The organism is Streptomyces achromogenes, assembly GCF_030816715.1.
In the GTDB taxonomy this organism is placed as follows: Bacteria; Actinomycetota; Actinomycetes; order Streptomycetales; family Streptomycetaceae; genus Streptomyces; species Streptomyces achromogenes_A.
This window is the reverse complement of record NZ_JAUSYH010000001.1, coordinates 1,719,213-1,737,304: the sequence shown is the minus strand read 5'-3', so window position 1 is coordinate 1,737,304 and position 18,092 is coordinate 1,719,213. Positions and strand designations below refer to the sequence as shown.

Sequence of the window (18,092 nt, the reverse complement as noted above, 5' to 3'; positions counted from 1 at the left end):
CCCGTGCCGAAAGAGGAAACCGTGACCCGACTCCCGCTCCAGGCCGCCCTGTTCGACATGGACGGCACGCTCGTCGACACCGAGCGGGTGTGGTGGGAGGCGGTGGAACGGGTCGCCGGACGGCCGCTGACCGAGGCGGACCGGCCGGAGGTGCTCGGCCGCCCCGTCGAACACACCGCCCGCTGGCTGGCCGCCGGCACCGGCCGGCCGGCGGCGGGCCTCGCCGGGGCGCTGCACCGCGAGTTCGCGGACCGCGTGCGCGCCGGCGTCGTGCCGCGCCCCGGCGCGCTCGCCCTGCTCGACGCCCTGGCCAGGGAGCGCGTGCCGACGGCGCTGGTGACCGCGTCGCCCCGGGCGGTCGCCGACCTCGTGCTCGACGCGCTCGGCGCGAGCCGGTTCGCCGTCACCGTCACCGCCGACGACACCGAGCACACCAAGCCCGCCCCCGACCCCTACCTCGCGGCCTGCGCCGCCCTCGGCGTCGACCCCGCGGCCTGTGTCGCCGTCGAGGACACCGAGACCGGGGTGGCCTCCGCCGAGGCGGCCGGGTGCGCGGTGCTGGCGGTGCCTTCGCTCGCGCCGATCGCGCCGGCCCCCGGACGGACCGTCGTGGCCGGTCTGGAAGGCGTCACCCCCGACCGGCTCCGCTCCCTGCTGCCGCGCCGGCTTCGCGTCATGACGTGGAACCTCTGGTACGGGGGAACCAAGGTCCGCGACCACCGGGCCAAGCAGCTCAAGGTACTCACCGAGGCCGACGTGGACGTGGTCGGCCTCCAGGAGACGTACGGCAGCGCCGCCGAGGAGCTCGCCGAGGCCCTCGGCTGGCACCACCACCGGGCCGGGGAGAACCTGGGGATCATCAGCCGCCACCCGGTCACGGCCGCCCTCGGCGACCCGGACGTGGGCTTCTACGGAGCGGCGGGCGCCCGGATCCGGGTCCGTGGCGGCGAGGTGGACGCGGACGTGGAGGTGGAGGTGGACGTGTGGACGGTCCACCTGGACTGCGCGCCCTACGGGCCCTACGAGGCCGCCTTCGACGGGCTCGCCGCGGACGCCCTGACCGCCCACGAGGAGGGCCGGCTCGCGCGGCTCGGGGACGCCCTGCGCCGGATCGAAGAGGGCCCCGACCTGCCCGTCGTCCTCGTCGGCGACTTCAACTGCCCCTCCCACCTGGACCGGCCGGACGTCGGGTGGCCGGTGACGAGGGCCGCCGAGACGGCGGGCTTCGCCGACTCCTACCGCGAGGCGCACCCCGACCCCGTGCGGGAGCCCGGTCACACCTGGTCCCCGGTGCACGCCGAGCACGAGGACGGCAGCGGCCGACCGGAACCGCAGGACCGGATCGACTTCGTGCTCCACCGCGGCCTGCGGGTGCTCGACTCGCGGACCCTGGTGACCGGCGGCATCCGGCCCTGGCCGGACGTCGAGGACAACGACTGGCCCTCCGACCACGCCGCGGTGATCACCACCTTCGCGGTCACCCCCGCGGCCGTCTGCGGAAAATCGGTGGGCGACGGGGCGTGAACCGCCTACCATCGACGGCATGACCTGGCGACATTGATCCACGACCGGCTCCGGCGTCCGTCGACTGACCGCCACGCTCTACGCGTACGCGTTCCTCGACGAGTTCGTGCTGCTCTACCCGGTGTACGCGTTGCTGTTCGCGGACGCCGGGCTGTCCGTCGGGCAGATCTCCTCCCTCTTCGTGCTGTGGTCGCTGACCGGCGTCCTGCTCGAGGTGCCCTCGGGCGCCTGGGCGGACGCCGTCTCCCGGCGGCTGCTGCTGTGGACCGGCCCGCTCCTGGGCGCGGCCGGCTTCGCGCTGTGGGTGCTGTTCCCCTCGTACGGGGCCTTCGCGGCCGGCTTCGTCCTGTGGGGCGCCCGTGGCGCGCTGGGCTCCGGCGCGCTGGAGGCGCTGGTCTACGAGGAGCTGGACGGGGCCGGCGCCGCCGACCGGTACGCCGCGGTCATGGGGCGCGCGCACGCGGTGGGCCAGGTGGCCGTGATGGCGGCGACGGGGCTGGCCGGCCCGGTGTTCGCGGCCGGCGGATACCCGGCCGTCGGCGCGGCCAGCGTGCTGGCGTGCCTGCTCTGCGCCGCGACGGCGGCCTGCTTCCCGGAGCACCGCACCCGGCCGCCCGCCGGGAGCGGCACCGTCGGCGGTGAGGGCCCCGGCGGTGAGGGCCCCGGCGGCGGTGAGGGCGAGGACCAGCGCACGGCCGCCGACGGGGACGAGCCCGACGAGGGCTGGACCCGGCGGATGCGCACCGGTCTCTGCGGACCGGCCGGACTCGCCGGACTGCGCCGGGACCGTCCCCCGCTCGGCGCGCTGCTGCTCGTCCCCGCCGTCACCGCGGTGTGGGGCGCGCTCGACGAGTACACCCCGCTGCTGGTCAGGGAGACCGGCGCGGCGGACACGGCCGTCCCCTACCTGCTCATGGTGATCTGGGCCGGTGTGACGGCGGGCAGCCTGCTGGCCGGTGCGGCCGAGCGCCTCGGCCGCACCGGCCTGGCGGCGGTCCTCGTCTGCGCCGCGCTCGCCCTCGCGGCCGGCGCGCTGACGGGCGCGCAGGCCGGCATCGTCCTCGTCGGCCTCGCCTTCGGCGGCTTCCAGACGGCGACCGTCCTGGCCGACGTCCGGCTCCAGCAGCGCATCGAGGGCACCGCACGGGCCACCCTGACCTCGATCGCCGGCCTGGGCACCGAGCTGGTGACCGTCGCGGTGTACGGCGCGTACGGCGTCCTCGGTGCGCGGTTCTCGCACGGCACCGTGTTCGCCCTGTGCGCGCTGCCGTATCTGCTCACGGCCCTGGCGGTGGGCCTGCGGCGGAAGGGGACGGGTGCGCTGCCGCGGGGCCGGGGGAGAGGGCGGTCGCGTGCCCTGCCGCAGGGCCGGGGGAGAGGGGACTGAGGACGAGCGAGCGCTCTGTCGGCGGGCCCGGGAGAGGGGAACGCGGGGAGACGCGCAACGAATCGCCGTCCCACCCGTCGCGCACGCAACGAACCGCTCACCGTCGCGCAACGGCTCCTCCTTGTCCGGCCCGCGCGGCCGCCCGTACCGTCTAGGTGGCCCCCACAACCACCCTTTCGTCCGGTGAGGATCACGCATGCGCACCGCCCTGCTCCAGAGCTCCGGCCGCCCCGGCTCCGTCGTCGAGAACCTCAAGGTCCTCGACGAGGCCGCCGACCGGGCCGCCGCCGCGGGCGCCGGGCTGCTCGTCACGCCGGAGATGTTCCTCACCGGGTACGCCATCGGCGACGACGTCGCCCGCCTCGCCGAACCCGCCGACGGCGACTGCGCGGACGCCGTCGCCGGGACCGCCGCACGGCACGGCATCGCGATCGCCTACGGCTACCCGGAGCGCTCCGGCGGGACCGTCCACAACGCGGTCCAGCTGATCTCCGCCGACGGCGGCCGCCTCGCGAACTACCGCAAGACCCACCTCTTCGGCTGCTTCGAGCGCGACCACTTCACCGAGGGCGGGCAGCCCGTCGTCCAGGCCGAGCTGAACGGCCTCACCGTCGGCCTGCTGATCTGCTACGACGTCGAGTTCCCGGAGAACGTGCGGGCGCACGCGCTGGCCGGCACCGACCTGCTCGTCGTGCCGACCGCGCAGATGCATCCCTTCCAGTTCGTCGCCGAGTCGATGATCCCGGTGCGCGCCTTCGAGAACCAGATGTACATCGCCTACGTCAACCGGGTCGGCCGGGAAGGGGAGTTCGAGTTCGTCGGACTCTCCACGCTGGCCGGTCCCGACGGGATCGCCCGGGCGCGCGCCGGCCGCGCCGAGGAACTGGTGTTCGCCGACGCCGACCCGGTCGCCCTCGCCGCCTCCCGCGAGGCCAACCCCTACCTGCGGGACCGCCGCCCCGGCCTCTACGGGTCCCTGGTCTGACCGCCGGCCCGTCGGCCCGCCGTACGCCGCACACCCTCCGCTCATCTTTGCCGCAAGGAGTCCGCACCCCATGACGTCCACCGTGCCCAACGCCGTCGAGCACGCAGACGAGCAGCAGCCGCCGATCACCATGTTCGGTCCGGACTTCCCGTACGCCTACGACGACTTCCTCGCCCATCCGGCGGGCCTCGGCCAGATCCCGGCGACCGAGCACGGCGCCGAGGTCGCCGTCATCGGCGGCGGGTTGTCCGGCATCGTGGCCGCGTACGAGCTGATGAAGATGGGGCTCAAGCCGGTCGTCTACGAGGCCGACCGGATCGGCGGACGGCTGCGCACCGTCGGCTTCGAGGGCTGCGACCCCTCCCTCACCGCCGAGATGGGCGCGATGCGCTTCCCGCCGTCCTCCACGGCGCTCCAGCACTACATCGACCTGGTGGGACTGGAGACCCGGCCGTTCCCCAACCCCCTCGCGGAGGCCACCCCTTCGACGGTCGTCGACCTCAAGGGCGAGTCGCACTACGCCGAGACGATCGGCGACCTGCCACAGGTCTACCGTGACGTCGCCGCCGCCTGGAACACGTGCCTCGAAGAGGGCGCCGACTTCTCCGACATGAACCGGGCCATGCGCGAGCGGGACGTGCCGCGCATCCGCGAGATCTGGGCGAAACTCGTCGAGAAGCTCGACAACCAGACCTTCTACGGCTTCCTCTGCGACTCCGAGGCCTTCCGGTCCTTCCGCCACCGGGAGATCTTCGGCCAGGTCGGCTTCGGCACCGGCGGCTGGGACACCGACTTCCCCAACTCCATCCTGGAGATCCTGCGCGTCGTCTACACCGAGGCCGACGACCACCACCGCGGCATCGTCGGCGGCTCCCAGCAGCTGCCGCTGCGCCTGTGGGAACGCGAACCGGAGAAGATCGTCCACTGGCCCTACGGCACCTCGCTCAGCTCGCTGCACGAGGGCGGCGAGCCGCGCCCGGCCGTGACCCGGCTGCACCGCACCGCGGGCGACCGGATCACCGTGACCGACGCCAACGGCGACATCCGCACCTACCGGGCGGCGGTCTTCACCGCCCAGTCCTGGATGCTGCTGTCGAAGATCGCCTGCGACGACTCGCTCTTCCCGATCGACCACTGGACCGCGATCGAGCGCACCCACTACATGGAGTCCAGCAAGCTGTTCGTGCCCGTCGACCGGCCGTTCTGGCTCGACAAGGACGGGACCACCGGCCGGGACGTCATGTCGATGACCCTCACCGACCGTATGACGCGCGGGACGTACCTGCTCGACGACGGCCCCGACCGGCCCGCCGTCATCTGCCTCTCGTACACCTGGTGCGACGACAGCCTGAAGTGGCTGCCGCTGTCCGCGAACGAGCGGATGGAGGTCATGCTGAAGTCGCTCGGCGAGATCTACCCGAAGGTCGACATCAGGAAGCACGTCATCGGCAACCCGGTGACGGTGTCCTGGGAGAACGAGCCCTACTTCATGGGCGCGTTCAAGGCCAACCTGCCCGGCCACTACCGCTACCAGCGGCGACTGTTCACCCACTTCATGCAGGACCGGCTGCCCGAGGACAAGCGGGGCGTCTTCCTCGCCGGCGACGACATCTCCTGGACGGCCGGCTGGGCCGAGGGTGCCGTGCAGACCGCGCTCAACGCCGTCTGGGGCGTCATGCACCACTTCGGCGGGGCGACCGACGCCGCCAACCCGGGCCCGGGCGACGTGTACGACGAGATCGCGCCCGTGGAACTCCCGGAGGACTGAGCCCCCACCCCCACCCGGCGAGCCCCCACCAGCACGCCTTTGCGGGTGCCGCGCCCTCCGGCGCCTCACAGCGGGGTGAGCATCATCCGCCCCGCGAAGCCGACGGCCGTGTCGAGGCGCTCGGTGAACTCCACGGCCACGTCGGGGAGTCGGCGCAGCGCCCACAGCGCCCGGGCCGCCGTCCAGGTGGCGTCCCGGGCACGCTCCAGGCTCCAGGCCCCGAGCAGATGGGTGAGCGGATCGGCGATCTGCAGCAGATCGGGGCCCGGCATCAGCTCTTCGCGGAGTCGCTCCTCCAGCGAGACGAGGAGATCGCCCACGCGGTCGAACTCGTCCTCCAGCGCGGCCGGTTCGCAGCCGAGGCTACGACAGGCGTCCACGACGGCGAGCGCGAGGTCGTGCCCGATGTGCGCGTTGATGCCCGCGAGGGCGAACTGCAGCGGGCGTACGCCGGGGTGGCGGCGGAACTGCAGCAGCGGGCGCCAGCAGGCGGGCGGACGCCGGACGCCGGGCGCCGGATCCACCGCGTCCAGGTAACGCTCGGCGAACCGTACGTCCAGCGTGATCGCGGCGTGCGGGTCGGGGAAGCGGCCCCGGTCGACGCGCCGGCCGACCTCCTCGGTCACGGCGAGATAGACGCGGTTGAAGACCGCGACCCCGTCGCGCGGAGGCAGGGCCGCGTCGAGGGCGCGCATCCGGGCGAGCACGCCGTCGAGGCTCGGGCCGGCCGGGCCGGGCCCCGCGTCGAAGGGAGCGGTGAACTGTTCCAATTGCGGCATGGGGGCAGGGTGGCAGTCCTAGGCTGGCCCGCGTGCCGGCGAGCCCGACGCTTCCCCGGAACGGGGGAACGGGTCCGTCGCGCGGGAGGGGGAACAGCACCGTGTCAGGGGTACGTGAGCGACGGGCCGGCCGACGCACCGCCATGGCCGCAGTCGCCTCGGCCGTGGTCGCCCTCGGCGCCGCGGCCGGGATGGTGACCGCGCTCGGCGACGGCGACGAGCGGAGTCACGGCCGCGGCACCGACGGCGCCCGGCCGCGTGCCGGCGCGACGCTGCTGTCCCCCTCCCCACCGCCCTCCCCGTCCGTCTCCGCGGCGCCCTCCACCGCCTCGCCCGTCGCGACGCCGGCTCCCCCGGCCGGCCGCCGCGCGGCGCGCGAACCCCGGGCGGTGGCCGCGTCCACCGGCCTGTACCGCCACTCCGAGTCCCAGGTCCTCGACTGGGTCCGAGACCACCCGGCCGACCCGCGCACCCCCGTCATCGAGTCCCGGATCGCGAACCGGCCGGCCGCGGTCTGGTTCGCCGACTACGCGCCCGGCACGATCGCCGCCCGGGTCCGCGCGGTCACCTCGGACGCCGCCGCCCAGGGCCGGGTCCCCGTCCTCGTGGCGTACGCGATCCCGGACCGCGACTGCGGCGGCGCCTCCGAGGGCGGAGCGCCCGACAGCGACGCCTACGCCGGCTGGATCGACCGGTTCGCCGCAGGCCTCGGCTCCCGCGAGGCGGTCGTCATCCTGGAGCCGGACTCGATCGCCCAGGCCGACTGTCTCGACGCGGGCGCGCGGGCCGACCGCTTCGCCGCCCTGGCCCGAGCGGGGCGGGTGTTGAAGGCGGCGAACCCGGCGGCCCGGGTCTACTACGACGCCGGCCACTCCCACTGGAACCCGCCGGCGGAGCAGGCCGCGCTGCTGAAGCAGGCCGGCGCCGCCTCCGCCGCGTCCTCCGACGGGATCTTCAGCAATGTGTCCAACTTCCGCGGCACCGCAGACGAGGCCGCCTACGCGCGCCGGGTGCTGGACGCGCTGGGCGGTCCGGCGGGCCTGGGCGCGGTCATCGACACGAGCCGCAACGGCAACGGCGCGCCGGCCGACGGCGAGTGGTGCGACCCGGACGGCCGCAGGATCGGCCGGGCGCCCACCTTCGACACCGGGCAGGCACGGATCGACGCCTATCTGTGGGTGAAGCTTCCGGGGGAGTCGGACGGCTGCAGGGGGGCGGCGGGCGAGTTCAGCCCCGCGTACGCCTATGAGCTGGCGTCGTCGTAGCTGCTGACGCCCTCGTCCAGCAGCGGCCGCCGGGTTCTGAGATGGGCGGGCGCGAACGCGCGCAGCGCGTGGTAGCCGACGATGACGACGATCGTGCCGAGCGCGATGCCGCTCAGCGAGAACGTGTCGGTGAACTTCATCGTGACGTTGCCGACGCCGATGATGATGCCCGCGGCGGCCGGGACCAGGTTCAGCGGGTTGCGCAGATCGACCCGGGCGTTGAGCCAGATCTGCGCGCCGAGCAGGCCGATCATGCCGTAGAGGATGACGGTGATGCCGCCGAGGACGCCGCCGGGGATCGCGGCGACCACCGCACCGAACTTCGGGCACAGGCCGAACAGCAGGGCGAAGCCGGCGGCCGCCCAGTAGGCGGCCGTCGAGTAGACGCGGGTCGCGGCCATCACGCCGATGTTCTCGGAGTAGGTGGTGTTGGGCGGCCCGCCCACCGCCGTGGACAGCATCGAACCGACGCCGTCGGCGGCGATCGCCGTGCCGAGCCGGTCGTCCAGGTTGTCGCCGGTCATCTCGCCGACCGCCTTGACGTGCCCCGCGTTCTCCGCGACCAGCGCGATGACGACCGGCAGGGCCACCAGGATCGCCGACCACTCGAACGAGGGGCCGCGGGGCGTCCGGGTCCTCGTCCGGCTGGACGCCGCGACCATGCGCCCGGCGCCCTGGAGCGAGGCCTTCAGGGCCGCGGGCCGGGCACTGCTGCGGCCTGCGGACTGACCTTCCCGCCCGTCCGCTCCCCGCCGCGCAGCACGCCCGCGAAGGCCACGAGCCCGCACGCCAGCACCGTCACCACGACGAACGACGCCGTCAGGCTGGTCGCCTGGGCCACCCCGCCGATCAGGCTCGGAGCGATCAGTCCGGAGGTGTACGTGATCGTCGCGACGCCCGCGATGGCCTGACTGGCGTTCGGACCGCCGTGGCCGGCCGCGGCGAAGCACAGCGGTACGACGACCGCGATGCCGAGCCCCATCAGCCCGAACCCGCCGATGGCCACCGCCGGACGATCCGCGACCACGATCAGCAGCCCGCCGAGTGCGGCCAGCACCCCGCCCGCCCGTACCGTGCGCACCGCGCCGAACCGGTTGACCACCGCGTCTCCCACGATCCGCGCCACCGCCATCGTGAGCATGAAGCCGGTCGTGCAGGCCGCCGCGACCCCGGCCGACGACTCGAGCCGGTCGCGCAGGTACACCGCCGACCAGTCCAGGCTCGCGCCCTCCGCGAACACCGCGCAGAAGCCGACGGCGCCGATCAGCAGCGCCGAGCGGGGCGGCAGCGCGAACCGCGGGGGCGGCTCCTCGCCCGCCGCCGGCCGGATGTCCAGCACCCACTGACAGGCCAGCAGCCCGAGCCCGGTGAGGACGGCCGCGGCCAGGGCGTGGTGCACGCGGGCGTCCGCGCCGAGGTGGGCGGCGAGCGTCCCGCCGGCCGAGCCGATCAGCGCGCCCGCGCTCCACATGCCGTGCAGCCCGGACATGACCGACCTGTGGAGCAGCCGCTCCACCTCCACACCGAGGGCGTTCATCGCGACGTCCGCCATGCCGGCGGTCGCGCCGTAGGCGAACATCGCCAGGCACAGCGTCAGCAGGTTCGGGGCGAGGGCGGGCAGGACGAGCGACAGCGTCCACAGCGCGAGCAGCCCGCGCAGGGCCGTACGGCTGCCGAAGCGGTGGATGACCGAGCCGGCCAGCGGCATCGCGCAGGCCGCGCCGAACGCGGTGAAGGCCAGGGCGAAGCCGAGCTGGCCGGTGGAGACGTCGGCGTGGTCCTGGATCCACGGCACCCGGGTGGCGAAGGACCCGGTGACGGCGCCGTGCACGGTGAACACGGCCGCCACGGCGTACCGGGCGCGCTTGACCTCCGCCGGTGTACAGACCTCGTCGTCCACTGCGCTCATTCTCCCGCCCTCCCGGCTCCCTCGGCGGCGACCGCGCACCGCCGACGTAAATTATCAGGGACCCTGCCTGATAAATAGAGGGCCTCCGGTCGATCCGTCGACCGGGTCCCCCTCGGCCGTGGGAGGATTCCCGCCATGCCCGCAACCCCGAGCACCGCCCGGGCCATCAACGACCGGCTCGCCCTGCGGCTGCTGCAACGCGAGGGCCCGTTGACGGCGGGGCAGCTGAAACAGCTCACCGGCCTGTCCCGTCCCTCGGTGGCCGACCTCGTCGAACGACTCACCGCCGCCGGACTGATCCAGGTCGTCGGAGAGTCCGGCGAGGAGCGCCGGGGGCCGAACGCCAAGCTCTACGGCATCGTCGCCGACCGCGCGCAGCTGGCCGCGCTGGACGTGCGGACGGAGGGCGTCGCCGTGCTGGTCTCCGACCTGGTGGGCCGGGTGCTCGCCGAGGCCTCGGTGCCGATCGACGGCGACACGGGCACCGGAACGGCCGTGGAACGGGCGGTCGCGCTGGTCGAACGCGTGGCGGCCGAGGCGGGCGCCGACCGGCTGCACACCCTGGGCATCGGCGCGCCCGGCCTGATCGACCCCGCGAGCGGTGAGCTGCGCGACTCCAGCGGCCTGCCCGAGTGGCACCGCCGTCTGGTCGCCGCCCTCCAGGACCGGTTCCCGCAGGCCCCGCGCGCACATCGAGAACGAGACCAACCTGGCCGCCCTGGCCGAGCAGCGCGAGGGCGCGGCCCACGACCGCGACACGTTCGTCCTGCTGTGGCTGGGCCACGGCACCGGCGCGGCGGTCGTCCTGGACGGAACCCTGCGCCGGGGCGCCTCCGGCGGCGCCGGCGAGATCGGTTTCCTGCCGGTCCCCGGCACGAGCGGACTGCCCTCGGCGACCGACTGCGAGGGCGGTTTCCACTCCCTGGCCGGCTCCGCGGCGATCGCCGGCCTGGCGCAGACGTGTGGACTGACGCCCGGACCGCACACCGAGGAACCGGTGGCCGCCGCCCTGGTGCGGGCGGCGGTGGCCGCGGTACGCGGGACGGAAGGGGAGCACGCCGGGGAACCGGCGTCCGCGGCGGGGGAGGCGGCGGCCCGGGCGGCGGTGTTCGCGGCGGGTGACGGACCCGCGCGGCGCGCCGCCGCCGCGCGTTTCCTCGACGCCCTCGCCGACCGGCTGGCCCTCGGCGCGGCCTCCGTCGTCGCCGTCCTCGACCCGGGCTGCGTGGTGCTCGGCGGCGAGGTCGGCCAGGCCGGCGGGGACGTGCTGGCCGACCGGGTGGCACGGCGGCTGCGGCACATGGCCCCGCTGCCCACCGAGGTGCGCCCCGGCGTGCTGGGCGGCGGCGCGGTGCTGCGCGGGGCGCTGCTCACGGCCCGCGAAAGCGCCCAGGAGGACCTGTTCGCGACGGCGGCGACCGGCAGCCCCGAGGCGCCCCGGGTCTCAGCGCCGGACGCGCGTGGCCAGATAGTCCTCGAACGTGCCCTTGCCCACCGCCCGTTCCGGGGCTAGGTGGCCCCCGGAGCGGAAAGCCCGGTAGGCCGCACCCCACAACGGCACGTTCACCACCGCGCACCGCCGGCCGCTCGCCTTCAGGAACGCGCGGGCCAGGGACTCGGCCGTGCGCACCTCGGGACCGCCCACGTCGTCGACCCGTCCGGCGGGCGCCCCGACCGCCAGCTCGGCGAGCCGGTCGGCGACCTCCCCGACCGCCACCGGCTGGTCGCTCACCCGGGCGGGCAGCAGCATCACCGGGACCTTGGCGAGTACCTGGAACGCCTGCACCAGCAGATCGTGGAACTGGGTCGCGCGCAGCACCGTCCAGCCGAGCCCCGACTCCGCCACCTGCTTCTCCACGGCGAGCTTCGCCCGGTAATAGGGGTACGGCACCCGGTCCACGCCGACGATCGAGATGAACACCAGGTGTGCCACGCCGGCCCGGCGTGCCGAGGCGATCAGGTGTGCGGCCGCCCGCTCGTCGCCGCCGCGCGGCGAACTCGCGCAGTGCACGACCGTGTCCACGCCCGTCACGGCGGCGTCCAGGCCGGGTCCGCCCTCGCGCAGGTCGACGGCGTACGGTTCGGCGTGCCGGCTGAGCACCCGCACCTCGTGCCCGCCTGCTCGCAGCCGCTCCACGACGAGCCTGCCGAGGGTTCCGGTCCCGCCGGTCACCAGGATCACACTCATGCTGTTCAGCCCTTCGGACAGCGGACGCTCCCGACCGGAACGTCCTCCGGCAGCACAGACCGCCCGGCCCCCGAGGAATGTGACAGCGTCGGCGGAACCGCTGCGCGCGCCGCGCTACATCCGGCCGAGCTGACGGCCCACGAAGTTCAGTTTGTCCGGGTTCATCATGACCTGCACGGCTGTGATCTCCTCACCGGAGCTCTCGAAGCCGAGCGTGGCGACGAGCCCGCCGCCGCCGTGGACGAGTGCGCCCGGCGCGGCGTTGAGCTCCACGGCGGTGTAGGAGAAGCCGGCCGCGAACGTCCGGGACCCGGCGTCCAGGAAGCGCAGCACCTTGTCGCGGCCCAGGATCGGCCGCAGGGCGGTCTTCACCCGGCCACCGCCGTCGCTCCACCATTCGACGTCGGCGGCGAGCGCCTTCTCCAGGGCCCCCAGGTCGCCGTCCCGCGCCGCCCTCACGAACGACGCGACCAGCTCCGCCCGGCGGGCGGGCACGGCCTCGAAACGCGGGCGTGCCGACGTCACCCGCTGCACCGCCCGCCGGTGCAGCTGGCGGCAGTGGGCCTCGGTCAGGTCGAGGACCTCGGCCGTCTCCCGGTGCGGGTAGGCGAACGCCTCCCGCAGCACGTACACCGCCCGCTCCTGCGGGGTGAGCCGTTCCAGCAGCACCAGCATCGCCAGGGACACCGCCTCGCGCTGCTCCGCGGACTCCAGCGGGCCGAGCGTGCCGTCCGAGGTGAGGACCGGTTCCGGCAGCCATGGCCCGACGTACGTCTCGCGCCGGGCGCGGGCCGAGGTGAGCCGGGTCAGGCACAGACGGGTGACGGTCTTCGCGAGCCAGGCCGCGGGGTGCGCGATGCCGGCCCGGTCGGCCCCGCTGAACCGCAGGTAGGCGTCCTGCACCGCGTCCTCGGCCTCGTGGGCCGAGCCCAGCATCCGGTAGGCCAGCCCGAACAGCCGGGACCGGTGGGCCTCGAACTCGTCGGCGCCCGCGGCCGTCCTGGGATCACCCTGCTCCATGAGGACACCCTGGCAGAGCGGGCAGTCGGCCGGGGTGGGGGCCCGGCGGCGGGCAAGGGCCGTCGTCACCGCCGCCGGGCCGTACGGCTCGAGCCTAAAAAGGACTAGACCAGTCCGTCAATAGGTATGGACCAATGGGGTGTTGAAGGGAGGAGTGACGCCCTGTGAGCCAACCCACACCCTTCACCTGTATGGACGCCTACCCGCCGTGGCACACTGACCCTGTACCAAAAGCAGCGCACTCCGGGGTCGGTGAAAGTCCGAACCGGCGGTTACAGTCCGCGACCCGTCCGCTTCCAGCGGTCGGTTGACCAGGTGAAATTCCTGGACCGACGGTTAAAGTCCGGATGGGAGGCAGTGCGCGGCGGGCGGGCATTCGTGCGCGTCGTCGTATAAGAACTCGTCGGTGGACGGGTCTGTCCGGCGTCGTCCCGGTGCCGCTGCCCGTACCTGCTGTCGTCCACGACAGGCCCCGGAGTCCGTGCCCTATGAGGCAGGAGGACCCGGGAAGTGTTCACCGGAATCGTCGAAGAGCTGGGTGAGGTCACCGCCGTCGAGAATCTCGGCGACGCCTCCCGCTTCCGGCTGCGCGGCCCCGTCGTCACCGACGGCGCGAAGCACGGCGACTCCATCGCCGTGAACGGGGTCTGTCTCACCGTCGTCGAGCACGAGGGCGACGAGTTCACCGCCGACGTCATGGCGGAGACCCTGAACCGATCCAGCCTCGGCGCACTCGCCGTCGGCTCCCGGGTCAACCTCGAGCGCCCCACCGCCGTCGGCGCGCGCCTCGGCGGACACATCGTGCAGGGGCACGTCGACGGCACCGGCACCGTGCTGGAGCGCAGGCCGTCCGAGAACTGGGAGATCGTCAAGGTCTCCCTGCCCGCCGAACTCGCCCGGTACGTCGTGGAGAAGGGCTCCGTCACCGTCGACGGCATCAGCCTCACGGTCGTCGAAGCCGGCCCGGACCACTTCACCGTCAGCCTCATCCCCACCACCCTCGCGCTGACCACGCTCGGCCTCAAGCAGCCCGGCGACCCGGTCAACCTCGAGGTGGACATCGTCGCCAAGTACGTCGAGCGCCTGCTGGCCACCACACAGCAGGGAGCGGGCAAGTGAACTGGCTGAACTCCGAAGCGTTCGTCGCGTTCGACCAGCACATCATCTGGTCGGACATGATCGGGAACATCCTCGGCCTGATCACCCTCGCCCTCGGCTGGCGTCGCTCGCTGCTCACCTGGCCGGTGCAGTTCCTCTCCGGGCTCGTCCTCTTCGTCGCCTTCTACGGCCACCTCGCCGGCAGCGCGGGCAAGCAGGTCGTCGTCATGGTCGTCGCCCTGTACGGCTGGTGGCAGTGGAACCGCAGCAAGGGGCGGTCCGCGGACGGCCAGATCACCCCACGCTTCGCCACCTGGCCCGAGCGCGCGGCCATGATCGGCGCCGCGGCGCTCGGCACGGTCGCCGTCGCCCTCCTCTTCAAGGCCAACCCGTCCCTGTCCTGGGACCCCTGGCCGGACGCCTACATCTTCGTCGGCACCATCGTCGCCATGTACGCCCAGGCGCGCGGCATGGTCGAGTTCTGGATCGCCTGGCTCCTCGTCGACGTCGTCGGCGTCCCCCTCAACTTCGCCAACGGCTACGCCTTCTCAGGCTTCGTCTACGTCATTTACGGCGCGCTCGTCCTGTGGGGCATGCGCGACTGGTGGCTGCGGTCCCGCAAGGCCTCGCAACCCGCTCTGGAAGGAGCGCCGGCATGAGCACGGCACCGATCCTGTACAGCACCGAAGGCCTGGAAGACCTCAGCCTCGACCCCGTGGAGCAGGCCGTCGCCGACATCGCGGCCGGCCGCCCCATCGTGGTCGTCGACGACGAGGACCGCGAGAACGAGGGCGACCTCGTCGTCGCCGCCGAGAAGGTGACGCCCGAGATCGTCGCCTTCATGATGAGCGAGTGCCGCGGCCTGATCTGCGCCCCCATGGAGAGCGACGAGCTGGAGCGCCTGAAGCTCCCGCAGATGGTCGACGACAACACCGAGTCGATGACGACCGCGTTCACGGTCTCCGTCGACGCCTCGGCCGCCCACGGCGTCACCACCGGCATCTCCGCCGCCGACCGCGCCGCCACGCTCCGGCTGCTGGCGAGCGGCGACGCCGGGCCGGCCGACTTCGTGCGCCCCGGCCACGTCTTCCCGCTGCGCGCCCAGCCCGGCGGCGTGCTCACCCGCAACGGCCACACCGAGGCCGCCGTGGACCTCGCCCGTCTCGCGGGGCTGCGCCCGGCCGGCGCGATCGTCGAGATCGCCGGGGAGGACGGCCGGATGCTGCGGCTGCCCGAACTGATCCCGTTCGCCCGCAAGCACGGCCTGACGATCATCTCCATCGAGGACCTGATCGCCTACCGGCGCAGCGCCGAGCCGACGGTCCGCCGCGAGGCCGAGACCCGACTGCCCACCGTGCACGGCACGTTCACCGCGTACGGCTACCGCTCCACGGTCGACGGCGTCGAGCATGTCGCCCTGGTCCACGGTGACATCGGCGAGGGCGAGGACGTCCTGGTCCGCGTCCACTCCGAGTGCCTCACCGGTGACGTCTTCGCCTCCCTGCGCTGCGACTGCGGCCCCCAGCTCGACGCGTCCCTGGAGCGCATCCAGAGCGAGGGCCGGGGTGTGATGGTCTATCTGCGCGGGCACGAGGGCCGGGGCATCGGCCTGCTGTCCAAGCTGAGGGCGTACGAACTCCAGGAACAGGGCCACGACACCCTCGACGCCAACCTGGAGCTGGGCCTGCCCGCCGACGCCCGCGACTACGGGGCCGGGGCGCAGATCCTCGAGGACCTCGGCGTGCGCAGCGTCCGCCTCATGACGAACAACCCCGACAAAAGCGAGGCGCTCGTCCGGCACGGCATCGAGGTCATCGAGCGCGAGCCGATGCCCGTCCAGGCGGGCGAGCACAACATCCGCTACCTGCGCACCAAGCGGGACCGGATGGGACACGACCTGCCCTGGCTGGACGCGGCCCCCGTGTCCCCCTGCGGCAACCAGTAAGCACGACCGGCACCGAGGAGAGACGAGAACGTGAGCGGCAAGGGCGCACCGGAGCTGTCCGTACGCAATGTGGGTGACCTCAGAGTCGCCGTCATCGCGGCCCAGTGGCACGAGAAGGTGATGGACGGTCTGGTCGACGGCGCGCTGCGCGCCCTGCACGACCTCGGCATCGACGAGCCGACCCTGCTGCGGGTCCCCGGCAGCTGGGAGCTGCCGGTGGTGGCCAAGGTGCTGGCCGGGCGGGGCTACGACGCGATCGTCGCCCTCGGCGTCGTCATCCGCGGCGGCACACCGCACTTCGAGTACGTGTGCCAAGGGGTCGTCCAGGGCCTCACCCAGGTGTCCGTCGAGACCGGCGTGCCCGTCGGCATGGGCGTCCTCACCTGCGACACCGAGGAGCAGGCCCTGGACCGGGCCGGCATCGAGGGCTCCAACGAGGACAAGGGCCACGAGGCGGTGACGGCGGCGGTGGCGACCGCGGCCACCCTCCGTTCAGTATCCGAACCCTGGCGGTAGACGGACCGGGAGAACGGCTAGGGTGGGCAGCACCATGTCCAAGAAGACGTTCGAGGAGCTCTTCTCCGAGCTCCAGCAGAAGGCCGCCAGCGGCGACCCCGCCACTTCCCGTACCGCGGAACTCGTCGGGAAGGGCGTCCATGCCATCGGCAAGAAGGTCGTCGAAGAGGCCGCCGAGGTGTGGATGGCCGCCGAGTACGAGGGCAAGGAGGCGGCCGCGGAGGAGATCTCGCAGCTGCTCTACCACGTCCAGGTGATGATGGTCGCCCGCGGAATCTCGCTGGACGACGTCTACGCCCACCTGTAGAACCGCATTCCCGAAACCGCCCCATTCTCCCGTTCACGCGAAGGAAGCCGACCTCATGCTGCGCATCGCCGTCCCCAACAAGGGTTCCCTGTCCGGCCCTGCGGGGGACATGCTGCATGAGGCCGGCTACCAGCAGCGCCGGGAAAGCAAGGAACTGCGGATCGTCGACCCGGTCAACGAGGTGGAGTTCTTCTACCTCCGCCCCCGCGACATCGCGATCTACGTCTCCTCCGGCCGCCTCGACATCGGCATCACCGGCCGTGACCTGCTGATCGACTCCGGCGCCGACGCCGAGGAGATCCTGCCGCTCGGCTTCGCCCGCTCCACCTTCCGCTTCGCGGGCAAGCCCGGCGCGGCCACCGGCGTCGAGGACCTCAAGGGCAAGACCGTCGCCACCTCCTACGAGGGCATCGTGGCCGGTCACCTCGCCGACCACGGCGTCGAGGCCTCCGTCGTCCACCTCGACGGCGCCGTCGAGACCGCGATCGAGCTGGGCGTCGCCGAGGTCATCGCCGACGTCGTCGAGACCGGCACCTCGCTGCGCAACGCGGGTCTGGAGGTCTTCGGCGAGCCCATCATGAAGTCCGAGGCCATCGTCATCCGCCGCACCGGCGCGGACGCCGAGGAGCTCAAGGTGCAGCAGTTCCTGCGCCGCCTCCAGGGCGTCCTGGTGGCCCGGACGTACGTGATGATGGACTACGACTGCCGCGTCGAGCAGCTCGAGAAGGCCGTCGCGCTGACCCCGGGCCTGGAGTCGCCGACCGTCTCCCCGCTGCACAACGAGGGCTGGGTCGCCGTCCGCGCCATGGTCCCCGCCAAGGAGGCGCAGCGGATCATGGACGACCTGTACGACATCGGCGCCCGCGCCATCCTGACCACGGCCATCCACGCCTGCCGCCTCTGACCTCCGCCGGGAACATGTCCGACCTGCCTGCGCTCCCCGTCGTCTTCCGGCCGGGCCGCACCCGTGTGGTGCTGCTCACGGCCGGAGTGGCGATCCTCCTCGTCATCTCCGCCGTCGCGATGCTGCTGGAGCAGCTCGGCCCGGGGGAGCGACTCAGTTTCATCCTCACCGGCGCCCTCGTGTTCTGGGTGCTGGCCCGGCTCGCCCGGGTGCGGGTGATCGCCGACGACTCCGGCGTCACCGTCGTGAACATCGCCAGCACCAGGCGTCTGGCCTGGGCGGAGATCCTCCAGGTGAACCTCCGACCGGGCGATCCGTGGGTGTTCCTGAACCTCAGCGACGGCACCAGCCTGCCCGCGCTCGGCATCCAGCCCGGCATCGACAAGCAGCAGGCCATCCGCGACGCGCGGGCGCTCCGGGCGCTCGCCGAGGCCCGCGCGATCAGCGACCCCGAGACGCCCCCCGAGCAAGATCAGGGCTGACTCGGGGCCCGCTGC

Annotated in this window: 16 protein-coding genes, 3 pseudogenes and 1 riboswitch; of the genes and pseudogenes, 14 read left to right on the top strand and 5 right to left on the bottom strand. The window is 73.3% G+C overall.

Features of this window, described 5'->3' with window-relative positions:
- The first annotated feature begins 21 nt into the window (after positions 1-21).
- The 4 genes from QF032_RS07850 (at position 22) to QF032_RS07835 (ending at position 5,664) form a co-directional block, all read left to right on the top strand.
- Positions 22-1,524, top strand: a complete 1,503-nt coding sequence (locus QF032_RS07850) for an HAD-IA family hydrolase (RefSeq protein ID WP_307055547.1) — start codon at positions 22-24, stop codon at positions 1,522-1,524.
- 106 nt (positions 1,525-1,630) lie between these two features.
- On the top strand, positions 1,631-2,911 hold the full coding sequence (locus tag QF032_RS07845) for an MFS transporter (RefSeq protein ID WP_307055545.1): 1,281 nt from the start codon (positions 1,631-1,633) through the stop codon (positions 2,909-2,911).
- A 196-nt stretch (positions 2,912-3,107) separates the two neighbouring features.
- The gene (locus QF032_RS07840; RefSeq protein ID WP_307055543.1) at positions 3,108-3,896 is read left to right on the top strand and encodes a carbon-nitrogen hydrolase family protein; all 789 of its coding nucleotides are present in this window, start codon (positions 3,108-3,110) and stop codon (positions 3,894-3,896) included.
- Positions 3,897-3,966: 70 nt separating this feature from the next.
- A complete protein-coding gene (locus QF032_RS07835; RefSeq protein WP_306953989.1) occupies positions 3,967-5,664 on the top strand; it encodes a flavin monoamine oxidase family protein in 1,698 nt (565 codons plus the stop codon).
- Positions 5,665-5,729: 65 nt separating this feature from the next.
- Here QF032_RS07835 and QF032_RS07830 read toward each other — a convergent pair whose 3' ends face one another.
- Positions 5,730-6,443 carry a DUF5995 family protein gene (locus QF032_RS07830; protein ID WP_307055541.1) on the bottom strand — a complete coding sequence of 238 codons (714 nt, stop codon included), beginning with the start codon at positions 6,441-6,443 and terminating at the stop codon, positions 5,730-5,732.
- A gap of 143 nt (positions 6,444-6,586) precedes the next feature.
- Here QF032_RS07830 and QF032_RS07825 point away from each other — a divergent pair, with 143 nt between their 5' ends.
- The gene (locus QF032_RS07825) at positions 6,587-7,708 is read left to right on the top strand and encodes a glycoside hydrolase family 6 protein (protein ID WP_307060184.1); all 1,122 of its coding nucleotides are present in this window, start codon (positions 6,587-6,589) and stop codon (positions 7,706-7,708) included.
- Here the strand turns inward: QF032_RS07825 and QF032_RS07820 are convergent.
- A pseudogene (locus tag QF032_RS07820) lies at positions 7,687-8,328 on the bottom strand (uracil-xanthine permease family protein); the annotation flags it as partial. The gene QF032_RS07825 and the pseudogene QF032_RS07820 overlap by 22 nt on opposite strands.
- A gap of 1 nt (position 8,329) precedes the next feature.
- On the opposite strand from QF032_RS07820, the pseudogene QF032_RS07815 reads away from it, so the two are divergent.
- Positions 8,330-8,437: pseudogene (locus QF032_RS07815) on the top strand (acyl-CoA thioesterase); the annotation flags it as partial.
- On the opposite strand, the gene QF032_RS07810 reads toward QF032_RS07815, so the two are convergent.
- Complete coding sequence (locus tag QF032_RS07810) at positions 8,397-9,617, bottom strand: MFS transporter (RefSeq protein ID WP_307055539.1); 1,221 nt, start codon at positions 9,615-9,617, stop codon at positions 8,397-8,399. The pseudogene QF032_RS07815 and the gene QF032_RS07810 sit on opposite strands and share 41 nt — an antisense overlap.
- A 135-nt stretch (positions 9,618-9,752) precedes the next feature.
- On the opposite strand from QF032_RS07810, the pseudogene QF032_RS07805 reads away from it, so the two are divergent.
- A pseudogene (locus QF032_RS07805) lies at positions 9,753-11,130 on the top strand (ROK family transcriptional regulator).
- Here QF032_RS07805 and QF032_RS07800 read toward each other — a convergent pair.
- Positions 11,062-11,805, bottom strand: a complete 744-nt coding sequence (locus QF032_RS07800; RefSeq protein WP_307055537.1) for an SDR family oxidoreductase — start codon at positions 11,803-11,805, stop codon at positions 11,062-11,064. The pseudogene QF032_RS07805 and the gene QF032_RS07800 overlap by 69 nt on opposite strands.
- A gap of 114 nt (positions 11,806-11,919) precedes the next feature.
- Positions 11,920-12,825 (bottom strand): RNA polymerase sigma-70 factor, encoded by a 906-nt coding sequence (locus QF032_RS07795; protein WP_307055534.1) that lies wholly within the window; start codon positions 12,823-12,825, stop codon positions 11,920-11,922.
- Between the two features lie 234 nt (positions 12,826-13,059).
- Positions 13,060-13,190: riboswitch (FMN riboswitch) on the top strand.
- Positions 13,191-13,335: 145 nt separating this feature from the next.
- Here QF032_RS07795 and QF032_RS07790 point away from each other — a divergent pair.
- Genes QF032_RS07790 through QF032_RS07760 form a run of 7 tightly spaced genes read left to right on the top strand, consistent with a single transcriptional unit; the run spans position 13,336 to position 18,077 of the window.
- Positions 13,336-13,944 carry a riboflavin synthase gene (locus QF032_RS07790; RefSeq protein ID WP_307041085.1) on the top strand — a complete coding sequence of 203 codons (609 nt, stop codon included), beginning with the start codon at positions 13,336-13,338 and terminating at the stop codon, positions 13,942-13,944.
- Complete coding sequence (pnuC, locus tag QF032_RS07785) at positions 13,941-14,582, top strand: nicotinamide riboside transporter PnuC (protein ID WP_107445034.1); 642 nt, start codon at positions 13,941-13,943, stop codon at positions 14,580-14,582. Before QF032_RS07790 ends, pnuC begins: the two co-directional genes overlap by 4 nt.
- The gene (locus QF032_RS07780) at positions 14,579-15,868 is read left to right on the top strand and encodes a bifunctional 3,4-dihydroxy-2-butanone-4-phosphate synthase/GTP cyclohydrolase II (protein ID WP_306954000.1); all 1,290 of its coding nucleotides are present in this window, start codon (positions 14,579-14,581) and stop codon (positions 15,866-15,868) included. Before pnuC ends, QF032_RS07780 begins: the two co-directional genes overlap by 4 nt.
- A gap of 30 nt (positions 15,869-15,898) precedes the next feature.
- On the top strand, positions 15,899-16,384 hold the full coding sequence (gene ribH / locus QF032_RS07775) for a 6,7-dimethyl-8-ribityllumazine synthase (RefSeq protein ID WP_057583696.1): 486 nt from the start codon (positions 15,899-15,901) through the stop codon (positions 16,382-16,384).
- 34 nt (positions 16,385-16,418) lie between these two features.
- Entirely contained in the window at positions 16,419-16,691 is a 273-nt protein-coding gene (locus QF032_RS07770; protein ID WP_057583788.1) for a phosphoribosyl-ATP diphosphatase, read from the top strand.
- 55 nt (positions 16,692-16,746) lie between these two features.
- Positions 16,747-17,595, top strand: a complete 849-nt coding sequence (hisG, locus tag QF032_RS07765) for an ATP phosphoribosyltransferase (protein WP_306954001.1) — start codon at positions 16,747-16,749, stop codon at positions 17,593-17,595.
- Between the two features lie 14 nt (positions 17,596-17,609).
- Positions 17,610-18,077 (top strand): PH domain-containing protein, encoded by a 468-nt coding sequence (locus tag QF032_RS07760; RefSeq protein WP_307041081.1) that lies wholly within the window; start codon positions 17,610-17,612, stop codon positions 18,075-18,077.
- Positions 18,078-18,092 lie beyond the last annotated feature (15 nt).